This window comes from Pedobacter sp. 01N310 (genome assembly GCF_056399805.1).
The window spans coordinates 574987-587839 of record NZ_JBFTSB010000002.1 but is presented as its reverse complement, the minus strand read 5'-3'; the positions used below and the strand labels follow the sequence as shown (position 1 = coordinate 587839).

Below are 12853 nucleotides of genomic sequence, written 5' to 3'. Positions count from 1 at the left end.
TTATTGATATCTCTTTCTTAATAAATTCATCATGTAAACATTTATTGCCCATTGATCGGCAAGGGGTTGGCGCGTGTAAGGCAAGGTAGGCATATAATCAGCCGGGCCAAATTCGGTAAGAATGGTTATACGCTCGCCGTTTTTCTTTTTGCGTGCTATAATTTTATCCCACCAGGCCAGGTGTGCTTCTACCACTTTTGCCCATTCTGGTGCCCGTGGATCATTTACCTGTGGTCCTTCGGGGTGCCCAACCCGCGAGTGGATATGTTCTGCCTTTTCTAAAATAAAATCGATGGTCTGTTTCTGGTCAGATAATAAACTTTCGTGCACATTGCACCAATGCGAAATATCTAAGGTGAATTTCAATTCTGGATTTTTCTCAGCAAAATTTTTGGCAATATGTGCAGCAAACATCATACGGCTACGATGCGTTTCGTGATAAACGGGTATGCCCGACGATTTGCTCTTGGCCGTTGCGTAATCGATAATCTGTTTATTTTCTTCGTAAGTGAAATAATCTTTTCCCGAATGGCAATTGATGTAAACAGGTTTTTGATAAGTATTGGCACAAATAGCATCTAAACTTTTTTTGAAAGAAGCTAAGTGCTCAGTTATGTTCGACTGCGATCCGGCGCATAAAAATCCGATTTCCAGTTTATATTTCTTAACCGCATCAAAAAGTTCTTTTACCGCTTTGTCCTCACCAGGCCACCATACTTCAATGCCTTCATATCCTTCTTTTTTGGCTGCTGCGCAAAACTCATCTCTTGTGCCTCCAAAACCCCAATCGGTTTGCATAAATAATAGTTCGTAGCCAGCTTTTGCTTTTATATTTTTAAGTTCGTTGGCACTCATGTTTTGGACGGGGGCCAAAATTGATGCTGCCGTTACAACAGCTGTATTTTGTAAGAATTTCCTTCTGGTTTGGTTCATTGGTTCACTTGTTGTTGGTTCATTTGTAGATTGGGCATTAGTTTATTGGTAATTGCCAATTGAAAATTGGTCATTGGGTTAGTCGGTTAATAGACTGTGAACTCAGGACTTCCGACTCCTGAGTTAAGCTACAATCTCTGATATCACCTTACCTGCCACATCGGTTAACCTAAATGGCCGTCCCTGGAAAGGATAGGTAAATTGTTCGTGATCGAAGCCCAACTGGTTTAAAATAGTGGCTTGAATATCAAAAGCATCAACTTTTCCGCTTACGGCACTATAGCCAATTTCATCTGTTTCGCCGTGTGTAAATCCTTTTTTCACACCTCCGCCGGCCATCCATATGGTAAATGCTTCTGTATGGTGATCTCTACCTTTAAATGGATTTTGAATACCATTTCTGTTCTCCATCATTGGCGTACGCCCGAATTCACCGCCCCAAACAACCAGGGTTTCTTCTAATAAACCGCGTTGTTTCAAATCGAGTAATAAAGCTGTAATTGGCCTGTCAATGGTTCTGCATTTATTCTTCAGTCCGATGTTAAGTGAGTTGTTTGGATTATCGCCGTGCGCATCCCATCCCCAGTCGAATAACTGCACATAACGTACCCCTTTTTCTACCAGTTTACGGGCAAGTAACACATTATTGGCAAAACAAGCTTTACCTGGTTGTGTACCATACATTTCGTGGATGTAGGCTGGTTCATCATTGATGTTCATCACCTCTGGTGCCGATATCTGCATGCGGTAAGCCATTTCATACTGTGCTATCCGCGATAAAATTTCAGGATCGTTATACTCTTGATATTGCTGCTCGTTAGCTTTATTAATGGCTTCGATAGACGCTTTTCTCAAGTCCCGGTTCATTCCATCCGGATCTTTTATAAACAGTACCGGATCTCCCTCACTTCTACATTGTACACCCTGATAAACGGAGGGCAAGAAACCACTTCCCCAAACACTTTTTCCCGCATCGGGGAAACTACCGCCACTGGTAAGCACTACATATCCCGGTAAATTCTGGTTTTCTGATCCTAAACCGTAGGTTACCCAGCTGCCCATACTTGGCCTGCCCAATCGCGGTGAACCTGTATGTACCAACAACTGCGCCGGAGCATGGTTAAATTGATCTGTTTTTACAGCTTTCAAAAAGCTTACCTCATCTACCATGGTAGAAAAGTGTGGTAAATTATCACTCACCAAAGCTCCTGACTGGCCATATTTGGCAAAATTAGCCTGTGGGCCCAACATTTTAGGTACCCCGGTTATAAAAGCAAATTTTTTCCCGGCAAGTAATGATGGAGGGCAATCCTGGCCGTCCATTTTCATTAGCTCTGGTTTAAAATCAAACAATTCTAATTGAGATGGAGCACCTGCCATGTGCAAATAAATTACACTTCGGGCCTTACCTACAAGTGGTGGCGATTTTGGCAATAATGGGTGTGCAGGATCGTAAGCAATCTTTGTTTGTGGACTCGAAAAAAGATTACCACAGCTACCCAATAACGAACCCATTGCCAAAGCACCCAAACCCATCGCACTTTCTTTTAAAAAATGGCGCCGCGAGTTTAGGCGTGCATTTGCTTCATGTGCTTCTTTAATTAACCTATGTGCGTTTAATTCGTCTCTTGTCATAACCGATCAAATCAATTTTTGGTAACCACTTCATCCAGGTTAAGCATTGCATTGGCTACTAGCACCATAGCTGCTTCTTCTGGCTTAAATTTCTTTTGTTTATCGCCCATAAATGCCGATACACTTGCCGAGTTTTTGCTAAACTCGCCAAAAGCCTTGGCATACAGGCCTTCGAATACTTTTAACCTATTTTGAGGGATCGTTTTATATAAGATCAATTCATAGCCCTTGGCAATTTTAGATTTGCTGGTGCTTCCTCCTACTTTTTCCATGCGTAGCGCCAGTTTTCTTGCCAAATCGATATAAACACTATCATTTAAGGTAACCAGGGCCTGTAATGGGGTATTGGTTCGGATACGGCGCGGACTACAAACCACTCTCGATGCTCCATCAAAGGCAATAGCTGATGGATATGGGGCTGTTCTTTTCCAATAAGTATAAATTCCCCTGCGGTATTGTTCTTCCCCACCACTTAGCACCCATTTAGCACCACTATAAGGCGAAAACCAAATTCCTTCAGGTTGCCAGGGCATTACCGGTGGTCCGTACATTTTATTACTTAATACCCCGCAAACGGCAAGACTCTGATCTCTGATTTGCTCAGCACTTAACCTGATCCGCGAACCCCTGGCGTAAAACTTATTAAACAGATCTTTTTCTTTCAGTTCTTCGGTTACCTTACTATCTTGTCTGTAAGTTGCCATCATCACCAGTTCCTTCAACATTTTTTTAACACTCCAGTTGTATTTGTACATAAACTGATAAGCCATAAAATCTAAAAGTTCCTGATGGGTAGGCGCCATTCCCTGGGTGCCCATGTCTTCTAAAGTTTCTACCAAACCAGCTCCGTATAACTGCTCCCATAGTCTGTTCACCATTGTTCTCGATACAAGAGGATTTCTTTTATCGGTAAGCCACATGGCTAAACCCATCCGGTTATTAGGTGCATTTTTAGGCATAGCAAAAGCCAAAGAATTAGGTACACCAACTTTAACTTCTTTGCCTTTCGAAGTCCATGCACCACGCTCAAACACATAGTTTTTGCGCTGCATGCTCAATGGATTTTCGACCATAATCGGCGTTGTTGGCACCTTTGCATTCATTAAATCAGTAAATCTTTTTTTATTGGCCACATACTCAGGCTTGCCTTTTCCGGGAAACTGTTTGGTAAAATAAAACCAATCGAAATACACCATAAATTCGTCAGGATTTTTTACCGAAGGATTGGTATACTTTAAATACACATCCTTTATCCCACTTTGCTTTGCAAAATCTACTTCTACATTTTCATAACCTTTAGTTTGGGCCAGTTTCCACGATTTTACAACAGGGCCGTTTGGTGAGCCTAAATGTAAACTCATTGTACCACCAGGTTTACTGCAGTTGTAGCGGAAAATCAATTGGTCAACATTTTCAAGGTTTACAGATTTTAACCTTGCAGATGAGCTATTTTTAAAATAAAGTGCAATGTTATGATTACCGATTACTGAATTCACCAATTCATCGGCCGTTGTAGAGTTTATTGCCGGCTGACCCGTTTTTAAGAATAAATCAACTTCGGCAGCTCTTTCTTTACCCGCAACAGCTTTAACCCAGCTGGTTAAATGATTGAGCTCGTTTTTAAGGCTATCATTAAAATCTTTAAGTAATGGGTATTCTGCAGAAACGTCTTCATCCCTTGTATTATTAAAATACGACATGAATTTATAATACTCATCATGTTTAAAAGGATCGTATGGGTGGCTATGGCATTGTACACAAGAGAAAGTTGTACTCATTAACCCTTCCCAGGTGGCATTTACACGATCTAAAACCGCTGCCGTTCTAAATTCTTCATTATTGGTCCCCCCCTCATCGTTGGTTGGCGTATTTCTGCTAAAAGCCGTAGCAATATATTGGGCATCAGTTGGATTTGGAAATAAATCTCCGGCAATCTGATCGGTAATAAACCGATCATATGGCATATCGCGGTTAAAGGCTTTAATCACCCAGTCGCGATAACTCCAGATATTTCGGTTAGGATCACTCTCGTAGCCTTTAGTATCGGCATAACGTGCTATATCCAGCCACATCGATGCCCAGCGCTCGCCAAATTTAGGCGAAGCCAGCAAACTATCAACCAGCACATTGTAGGCTGCCTGTTCGTCTTTACTGTTCAAATAGAATTTGGCCAGTTTATCTGATGGGTAAGTACCGATCAGGTCTAAACTTACCCTTCTCAATAGGGTAGCCTTATCAGCAGTTTTAGATGGCTCAAGTTTATTTTCCTCAAGCTTTGCAAAAATAAATTTATCCAGATCGTTGCGTATCCAATCATTATCCACATCTGGCAATTCAGTCGGTTTTACACTAACATAAGCCCAATGGTTGCCCCATTTTGCACCTTGTTTTATCCAACCACTCAAAATATCAATTTCATCATTATTTAAAGCAGGGTGCTTATATGGCATCCTTTCTTCAGGATCGTTTGATTTTAAGCGTTTGATAAATTCACTATCCTCAGGATTGCCTGGAATAATTGCAGGCTTGCCGCTTTTGGTTTTAGCCAAAGCCTCTTCCCTAAACAACACGCTAAAACCGCCTTGTTGTTTAACCCCGCCATGACAGGAGATACATTTTTTATTTAAAATGGGCTTAACCTGCGTGTTAAAATCGATCGGTTTCTCCGACGAGAAAAGCGAAAAGGCTATTAAGGTAATCACAACCAGCACGAAGCCTGTTGCAAATAATATTTTCTTTTTTAATAACATTTTGGTTAGAATAAATTTAAGCTAATTTTTAGATCACTCAACCTGTATACAAAGTTAAATTAAGCTAAACATTTATCAAAAATTACAGTAGAAGCGACTATTAGACTAAATCGCTAAGATTTCGCTTCCCTTAAACCAAAGATCAAGAAAAAAATAAAATACAAAAATGTATTAACTTGCTCAAAAAATGGATTATCTTACTTTTTATTAAGAATCACAATGGAGAAACGCCAAGTAGGACAGAAAAATAGTTTTGATTTTCAAAAAGCCTTTATCATTCCCAAGAATGTACTTATAAAACAGTGCACTAAAAATGAAATCATAAACAATTTATTTATTACCGATATTGGTTATTACCGTAAGGCATTGAATCACTATATAAAAAGAAATAATGGTTCAGATCAGCATATTTTGATTTATTGCGTAGAAGGAAAGGGAAACGTAGAATTTCAGGATACTAATTATCATATTGAAGCAGGTAATTTTATTATTATTCCGAAAGAAACAGCACATACTTACCAAGCCGACCCAGCGTTACCATGGACTATTTATTGGTTCCATTTTTCGGGAACCGGTGCTGATCAATTGGTTGCTTCGTTACAGAATTATAAGGCTTATGCGGGTTTTAGTGAAGAACGGAATATGTTGTTCGATACGATTTACAACCGATTAGAAAGAGGTTTTAGTAGAGAAAATATAATTTATGCCAATTTATGTTTTCACCAATACATTGCTGAAGTTGTTTATACCGATAAACATCTCGTTAACGATAAAATTATGGAACCTGATAAAGTTGAAGAGGTTATAGATTTTATGCGGAAAAATATTGAAAAGATGCTTAGTTTAAAGGAAATGGCACTGGCTGTTTACCTTTCACCTTCCTATTTATCGGCCATTTTTAAAAAGAAAACCGGAACCTCACCTATCGATTATTTTAACCAGCTCAAAATTCAGAAAACAACACAGTATTTATTGTTCACCAACCTGCGGATTAACGAAATTGCACAAAAAGTCGGCATTAACGATCCTTATTATTTTAGCAGGCTCTTTTCAAGTATCATGGGCATTTCGCCGAAACAATACCGTGATAATAGGTTTAATTGATGTTTTTTTTTGTGGGCAGCAGGATGTTAGATGTGCAGTAGGATGTTACCATCTGCCAGAATATTTATTTATAATTATCATTTAAACCTCTTATGTGTCAGATGGTAACATCTGACACCACGAAAATAGCCATATCCAACACCATGGAATTTATTAAAAATTAATCTAAGGTTAAACCAATTTCCTTTAGCAAAATAGCTGCATTAAAAGTCTTACATGGTCCGTGTTTTAGTAAATAATCAAATTTCATTTCACCTTCGGTGATCTGGATATCAAAATGGAAATTACGGACGGTTTCGGGGTGATCGATAATCAGATCTGCCAGTTGCAAATCGTGTGTAGCAAAAAGCGCAGGTGTTTTTTCGCTAATCAGCTTTTGTATAAAAACCTTCGAGCCCAAATATTTATCCCTACTGTTTGTACCACGCAGCATTTCGTCAATCAATACAAAAGTATCTTTGTCTTTAACTACATTATCTAAAATCATTTTCAGGCGGTTTAACTCTGCCTTAAAAGTTGAGGTACTTTCGTTCAGCGAATCTTTAATCCGCATATAAGTATTGATCGAAAAAACCGACAATTGCATGGTTTTCGCACAAACCGGTGCACCAGTGTAAGCCAATATCATATTAATACCCAAAGTACGTAGAAAAGTGCTTTTGCCGGCCATGTTAGAACCCGTTACAATATCTACAGTTGGTTTTGCTTCTAAATGAAAATCGTTATCCACCCGAACCTGCTGGTTAATAAGCGGATGGCCAATATGGGTGGTGGCCAATGCAAATTGATCGGCTACTACCGGAAAAACCCAATCTGGCTGATTATAGGCTGTTGTGGCCAATGATATCAGCTCTTCAAAATCGCCTAAATGGTCAAGGGCCGAAATCACATCCTCTGATGAAGATTTATACCAAATATCTAAACTGATGCAGCACTTTAAATCCCAAAGTAAAAGTGCGTTCAATATACCACCAACCAGGATATTTAGCCTGGCATCAAAATTCTGGATAATTTTAGATAGGCCCTTAATTTCTTTGCTTACCGGGATTTTTGAATCTAATAAACTTAAGGTGTATGAACTTTGCCAGTTTTGATTCTCTGTCCATAAAATAGCGCTGGCATAACCGTTTAACAGATTTGAACTTCCACCAAAGGTGTAAAAAACCTTGTTAATTTTTGAGCCCAATAAAACATTCCATCCCGTGTGGATTACAAATAGAAGTGCCAGTATTTTCCAAAAAGCAGCGCTAATAAGAAGTGCCGCCAAAATTAAACCAACAGCAATATAAGGCACCAGCTTTACATAAAACCTCAAAAAACTACTCTTTACAAATTCCAATTGTGCACCCAATTGGTGTTTAAGCTGTATTTTAATCTGCTCTATTTTATCGGGGTCGTAACCATGCAGATTAGCCCTGAAACTATAAGTTTCTGCTATCTTATCTGTTACTTCTTTTATGGCTTCCTGGCGGAGTAATATCTTATCTCTGGTCGGTTTCTCTGCGAATTTTTTAGCCAGGAGGTTATTTCCGCTTTTGGTACTACAACGGTTGATCAGTGCAAACAGAGATGCATTTCCAAAAATATCAAGATCGGAAGTATAGGGATGCAGTTCGGATTCGAAAGCCTTACCGTGATCGTAACCATTCGCTGTTCCGTTTAAAACATTCCATTCATTCTGATAAACCCACAAGAGTTGCTTTTTAAAATCGATTTCGCGGTCTAGCTTACTTTGCCTCCGTACAATAAAGGCAAAGGCAATAATTGGCACCAATAATGCAAGCTGAATTAATGTGCGTAATCCATCATCCGCAGAACGTAATAGTAGAACAAAAAATAAAATTTCGGCTAGAAAAAGGCCTATCCGGATGAAAGAAAGTTGATCGATTATTTTTTTGGTCTCTGCTATATCAGTGGTAACCTGTTTAATTTTTTGATCGTAATCGGCTATTATTTCTGCTTGTTGTTTTAACATGATATCGCTTCGGTGTATATATTTTCGAAGGTATAAGATCGATAGATTGTCTTTTTTGTTACAATTTTCTCTAAGTTTGAATCTCGAAATTCTAAAGATAGGCAAAATATTAAATGAAGATTACACTGATCGCCATTGGCAAAACAGAAGATAAATATCTAATTGAAGGAATTGATAAATACATCAACCGTTTAAAGCACTATATTAACTTTAGTTTTGTGGCTTTGCCAGATGTAAAGAATGTTAAAAACCTAAGCGAGGCCCAGCAAAAGACAAAAGAAGCAGCGTTGCTGCATAAACAAATTAACAATGGCGATGTTGTTATTTTATTAGATGAAAAAGGAAAAAAATATTCATCCGTAGAATTTTCAAACTACTTAAATAAACAGATGGTTGGTAGTATACAGCATTTAATTTTTATTATTGGCGGGCCTTATGGATTTGATGAAACCATTTACAAAAGGGCAAACGGATTAATTTCGCTGTCTGACATGACCTTTTCTCATCAAATGATCAGATTGTTTTTTGTAGAGCAGCTTTACCGGGGATTTAGCATTTTAAAAGGAGAACCTTATCATCACGCTTAGAGATGGACAATGTGAATGAGCTATGGAAAAGGCGAATAAAAATCATCATTAAATAAAAGAAATTATGCTATTAGATAAATATAAACGGGAATACAGATATAAAAGCAATCAGAACGGCAACAATAAATACCTATGGATCAGCATTATTGCATCATTGGTTATTATAGCTTTGCTTTATTATTTCTTCGATTAACCCCACAAAAAAACACCAGACAAATTGCCTGGTGTTCGCTATAATTTGGGTAAATAAAGCTTAAACGCCTTTTTTACTGGTCATACTTGCTTTTTTAGCTGGTGCTGAAGTTTTAGTAGTTGCTTTAGCACTTGCTGATGCTTTAGATCCTGTAGCTTTTTGTTTTTTATCTGAAGCTGCTTTTTCTTCTGATAACTTAACCTCTGCTGGTGTACCCGGAGTTTCCGGAGTTTCTTCAGTAAACAATGGCAGGTCTTTTAATAAGTTATACCAAGTGATAATTTTCTTCATATCAGAAGCATAAACTTTCTCTTGATCGTGACCTGGTGCTACTTCAAGGAAATAAGCGCGTAAATCGCCTTTCAAATCCGGAGTAGATCCTTTTGCTGAAATTTTAGCAAAAATATCTGCCAATTTAATTTCCTCATCTTCGCCATACACGGTAATATCTTCTAACGAAGCTAATTTTGTGTTGGTGATGTTGGCAACAACTTTAGTTTTTTGAGCATCTAAGCCTTCTAAAATGTAACCTACTTTATTTTGTCCAACCAGTTTAAATAAACCCGGTCTGCCAGATACGGCAACAATTCCTCTTAAATTCATATTATGTGTGTTTAGCGGTTAGTGTTTGGAGTTTAGCGTTGTAATACGCTCACCGCCAAACGCATCGCGTTTTCTAATGTTTTAAAACCTCAATATTGAGCAATTGGTATTAGCGCTTTAAACGCTTATCGCCAAACCCATTGCGCACTAATCTTCTAAAACTTCTATGTTTAAAATTTTATCACCTTGGCGAATATCATCTACAAGGTCTACATTCTCAACTACTTTACCAAAACAAGTATGGTTACGGTCTAAGTGAGCGGTATTTGTTCTGCTGTGGCAAATAAAAAACTGTGAACCACCAGTATTGCGGCCAGCGTGAGCCATAGATAAAACACCACGATCGTGATATTGATTTTCTCCGTCCAGTTCGCAATCAATTTTGTAACCTGGGCCACCAGTACCTGCTAAATGTGCTTTAGCCGGGTCTTTTGAATTTGGGCATCCGCCCTGAACCATAAAGTTAGGAATTACACGGTGAAAAGTTACACCATCATAAAAGCCTTCTTTAGCTAATTTTTTAAAGTTTGCAACGGCTTTCGGCGCATCATTATCGTAGAATTCTACAGTCATTTCGCCTTTTTCTGTTTTTATTATTGCTTTACTCATATCAATATCGGTACTAATTTTAAATTTTACTCACCTAAAAAACAATCGTATTTTTTTAGTAGAGGGCAAAAATAACAAAATTGTATAACTTATAACATCATTAAATTTTTCTATACAGTTTAAATGCGGTATTTTAGTGTTTTAAGCATACCGATTTGATAAAGAAATATTATATCCTGCTCATTTGCCTGCTTTGCTCCCTGGGGCTAAGGGCTTCTTCTTTGTTAATTTACATGGATGAAGACCAAAAGAACCACCTTAAAGCATATGGTATTGCCTATTGGACAATCAGCAAACAACTAGAGGTTGACTGGCTTTTAAACTATCGCGGCGGAAGTTTTTTAATTAAATACAATAAAACAGTTGAAGACGAGCTTAAAATCCGTGGCGTATCATACGAAGTAATGGCCGATGGAAAGGTAACCAACCTTTTAAACGAAATCAGCGATCCTGCGGTGAATATGGAGATGGTTAAGCTGGAGAAAACACCAAAAATTGCGGTTTACTCTCCAAAAAGCAAATTACCCTGGGATGATGCCGTTACACTCGTTTTAACCTACGCCGAAATCCCGTACGATGTAATTTATGATGATGATATTTTACAGGATAAATTGAGCAAATACGATTGGCTACACTTGCACCATGAAGATTTTACCGGGCAGTATGGCCGTTTCTGGGCTAATTTCAGGTATGCAACCTGGTACCAGGAAGATGTTAAAAACCAGGAAACCCTAGCTAAGCGCATGGGTTATAAAAAGGTTTCTGAAATGAAATTAGCCGTTGCCAAACACATTAAAGAATATTGTGCTGGTGGAGGCTTTTTATTTGCAATGTGCTCAGGCACTGATAGTTTCGACATTGCTCTTGCTGCTGATGGGGTAGATATTTGCGCTCAAATGTTTGATGGTGATGCTGCAGATCCAAATGCACAAAGTAAACTGGATTTTAATAAAACCTTAGCCTTCCAGAATTTCAAGTTAGATAACAACCCAATGAACTATGAATTTTCGGATATCGACGCTACTCAAACCCGTACACTGAACCAAACCAACGATTACTTTACTTTATTCGATTTTTCGGCCAAATGGGATCTTGTTCCAACCATGCTTACCCAAGATCATGATAAGGTGATTAAAGGTTTTATGGGGCAAACCACAGCTTTCAGAAAGAGTTTAGTTAAAACAAGTGTAACTGTTTTGGGTGAAAATAAAGGTGCTGCAGAGGTAAGGTATTTACATGGAGAAATTGGCAAAGGTCAGTTTACTTTTTATGGCGGGCACGATCCGGAAGATTATCAACATGCTGTAGGCGATCCGCCAACAGATTTAAATCTACACCCTAATTCACCTGGCTATCGTTTGATCTTAAATAATGTTCTTTTTCCGGCCGCGAAAAAGAAACCACAAAAAACATAATTTATAAGAGATTTAGCTTTTGGTATTATTTCTTTCCCGTTTAAAAAATTGTAACCCCTACGCTATATTCCTGTTATCTATACAGTAAATTATGCTTAACGGCATTTCTGATTTGCATCATAGCCACACTTAAATACCGCAAAAAGCATACTGAAAACCAATACATTACACACTCTTTTGTAACACACTTGATACTTTGGCACAGCTTTTGGAATTGAGGCTTGTAATTAACAGCAGGTTTAAGCCTGAAATTTTTAAACAAGATTCTTCTAAAAGAAAAATATTATGAAAAAGTTATTATTAAGCGCTTCAGTTTTATTATTAGCAACAGGTGCATTTGCACAAACAAAAATGACTAGTGAAACTGCTCGCTTTGGAATAAAAGCTGGCGTTAACCTTTCAAAGTTTCACGCTGGTGGCGATGATGCCGCAGCCAATAATTTTAATGATAATGCAAAAAACAATGTTGGCTTCAATGTGACCGCATTTGGTGATTTTGGTGTAGGAAATAATTTCTTCATTCAACCAGGCGTATCATTACAGAACAAGGGTAATAAATTTGAATCCGTAAATACAGCAACCGCAGGAAACAATACCATTACGACCACCTCTTCTATTAAAACCAATTTAATGGCGATTGAGGTACCCGTAAATGCAGTATTCAGAATTCCTACTGGTGATGCCGGCGCGGTTCAGATCAGTGCTGGTCCGTATATCGGTTTTAACATTTCAGGTAAAGACAAAGGAGAAAACACGGTTACAACAGTGAACAACTCCAACAATACCAGTGCTACTGTTACGACTTCTAATGATAGAGACCTATCGTTTGGTAGTGCCAGCGATAAAAATTATAACAGTACCGAATTTGGTGCAAACTTTGGTTTAGCGTACCGCACAAATTCAGGATTTTTAGTAGGTGCTAACTATGGCTTAGGTTTAACAGATTTGACTCCGAAAGACAGACAGGCTAATACCAATAAATTAACTAACCGCGTGTTAGGTTTCTCAGTTGGTTATTCTTTCTAAGCGAAAGGCCTTAAAGCAAAAGC

The 12853-nt window shown here is 38.3% G+C and carries 11 protein-coding genes; 5 read left to right on the top strand and 6 right to left on the bottom strand.

Annotated features, from left to right (window positions below):
• The 3 genes from AC1DNH_RS08080 to AC1DNH_RS08070 form a co-directional block, all read right to left on the bottom strand.
• Entirely contained in the window at positions 1–933 is a 933-nt protein-coding gene (locus AC1DNH_RS08080) for a sugar phosphate isomerase/epimerase family protein (RefSeq protein WP_477582677.1), read from the bottom strand.
• Positions 934–1056: 123 nt separating this feature from the next.
• Positions 1057–2568 carry a DUF1501 domain-containing protein gene (locus AC1DNH_RS08075; RefSeq protein WP_230144678.1) on the bottom strand — a complete coding sequence of 504 codons (1512 nt, stop codon included), beginning with the start codon at positions 2566–2568 and terminating at the stop codon, positions 1057–1059.
• Positions 2569–2579: 11 nt separating this feature from the next.
• Complete coding sequence (locus tag AC1DNH_RS08070) at positions 2580–5318, bottom strand: DUF1553 domain-containing protein (RefSeq protein WP_477625293.1); 2739 nt, start codon at positions 5316–5318, stop codon at positions 2580–2582.
• A 219-nt stretch (positions 5319–5537) separates the two neighbouring features.
• On the opposite strand from AC1DNH_RS08070, the gene AC1DNH_RS08065 reads away from it, so the two are divergent.
• Entirely contained in the window at positions 5538–6422 is an 885-nt protein-coding gene (locus AC1DNH_RS08065) for an AraC family transcriptional regulator (protein WP_477578385.1), read from the top strand.
• A gap of 160 nt (positions 6423–6582) precedes the next feature.
• Here the strand turns inward: AC1DNH_RS08065 and AC1DNH_RS08060 are convergent, their stop codons facing one another.
• Positions 6583–8397: a MutS-related protein gene (locus tag AC1DNH_RS08060; RefSeq protein ID WP_477578387.1), complete on the bottom strand. Its 1815-nt coding sequence runs from the start codon at positions 8395–8397 to the stop codon at positions 6583–6585.
• A 113-nt stretch (positions 8398–8510) separates the two neighbouring features.
• Between AC1DNH_RS08060 and rlmH the strand changes: the two genes are divergently transcribed.
• Positions 8511–8984: a 23S rRNA (pseudouridine(1915)-N(3))-methyltransferase RlmH gene (gene rlmH / locus AC1DNH_RS08055; RefSeq protein WP_477578389.1), complete on the top strand. Its 474-nt coding sequence runs from the start codon at positions 8511–8513 to the stop codon at positions 8982–8984.
• Between the two features lie 64 nt (positions 8985–9048).
• Positions 9049–9177: a hypothetical protein gene (locus AC1DNH_RS08050; RefSeq protein ID WP_256449212.1), complete on the top strand. Its 129-nt coding sequence runs from the start codon at positions 9049–9051 to the stop codon at positions 9175–9177.
• A gap of 60 nt (positions 9178–9237) precedes the next feature.
• Here AC1DNH_RS08050 and AC1DNH_RS08045 read toward each other — a convergent pair whose 3' ends face one another.
• Complete coding sequence (locus tag AC1DNH_RS08045) at positions 9238–9780, bottom strand: DUF5606 family protein (protein ID WP_057932097.1); 543 nt, start codon at positions 9778–9780, stop codon at positions 9238–9240.
• Between the two features lie 147 nt (positions 9781–9927).
• Complete coding sequence (locus AC1DNH_RS08040) at positions 9928–10389, bottom strand: peptidylprolyl isomerase (protein WP_029275450.1); 462 nt, start codon at positions 10387–10389, stop codon at positions 9928–9930.
• A gap of 233 nt (positions 10390–10622) precedes the next feature.
• Here AC1DNH_RS08040 and AC1DNH_RS08035 point away from each other — a divergent pair, with 233 nt between their 5' ends.
• On the top strand, positions 10623–11804 hold the full coding sequence (locus AC1DNH_RS08035; protein ID WP_108198204.1) for an asparagine synthetase B: 1182 nt from the start codon (positions 10623–10625) through the stop codon (positions 11802–11804).
• 285 nt (positions 11805–12089) lie between these two features.
• On the top strand, positions 12090–12830 hold the full coding sequence (locus tag AC1DNH_RS08030) for an outer membrane beta-barrel protein (RefSeq protein WP_477578391.1): 741 nt from the start codon (positions 12090–12092) through the stop codon (positions 12828–12830).
• Positions 12831–12853: the final 23 nt, after the last annotated feature.

Excerpts from the sequence above, each read along its gene's own strand:
- AC1DNH_RS08080 (WP_477582677.1), bottom strand. The coding sequence starts at position 933 with ATGAACCAAACCAGAAGGAAATTCTTACAAAATACAGCTGTTGTAACG.
- AC1DNH_RS08075 (WP_230144678.1), bottom strand. The coding sequence starts at position 2,568 with ATGACAAGAGACGAATTAAACGCACATAGGTTAATTAAAGAAGCACAT.
- AC1DNH_RS08070 (WP_477625293.1), bottom strand. The coding sequence starts at position 5,318 with ATGTTATTAAAAAAGAAAATATTATTTGCAACAGGCTTCGTGCTGGTT.
- AC1DNH_RS08065 (WP_477578385.1), top strand. The coding sequence starts at position 5,538 with ATGGAGAAACGCCAAGTAGGACAGAAAAATAGTTTTGATTTTCAAAAA.
- AC1DNH_RS08060 (WP_477578387.1), bottom strand. The coding sequence starts at position 8,397 with ATGTTAAAACAACAAGCAGAAATAATAGCCGATTACGATCAAAAAATT.
- rlmH (WP_477578389.1), top strand. The coding sequence starts at position 8,511 with ATGAAGATTACACTGATCGCCATTGGCAAAACAGAAGATAAATATCTA.
- AC1DNH_RS08050 (WP_256449212.1), top strand. The coding sequence starts at position 9,049 with ATGCTATTAGATAAATATAAACGGGAATACAGATATAAAAGCAATCAG.
- AC1DNH_RS08045 (WP_057932097.1), bottom strand. The coding sequence starts at position 9,780 with ATGAATTTAAGAGGAATTGTTGCCGTATCTGGCAGACCGGGTTTATTT.
- AC1DNH_RS08040 (WP_029275450.1), bottom strand. The coding sequence starts at position 10,389 with ATGAGTAAAGCAATAATAAAAACAGAAAAAGGCGAAATGACTGTAGAA.
- AC1DNH_RS08035 (WP_108198204.1), top strand. The coding sequence starts at position 10,623 with ATGGATGAAGACCAAAAGAACCACCTTAAAGCATATGGTATTGCCTAT.
- AC1DNH_RS08030 (WP_477578391.1), top strand. The coding sequence starts at position 12,090 with ATGAAAAAGTTATTATTAAGCGCTTCAGTTTTATTATTAGCAACAGGT.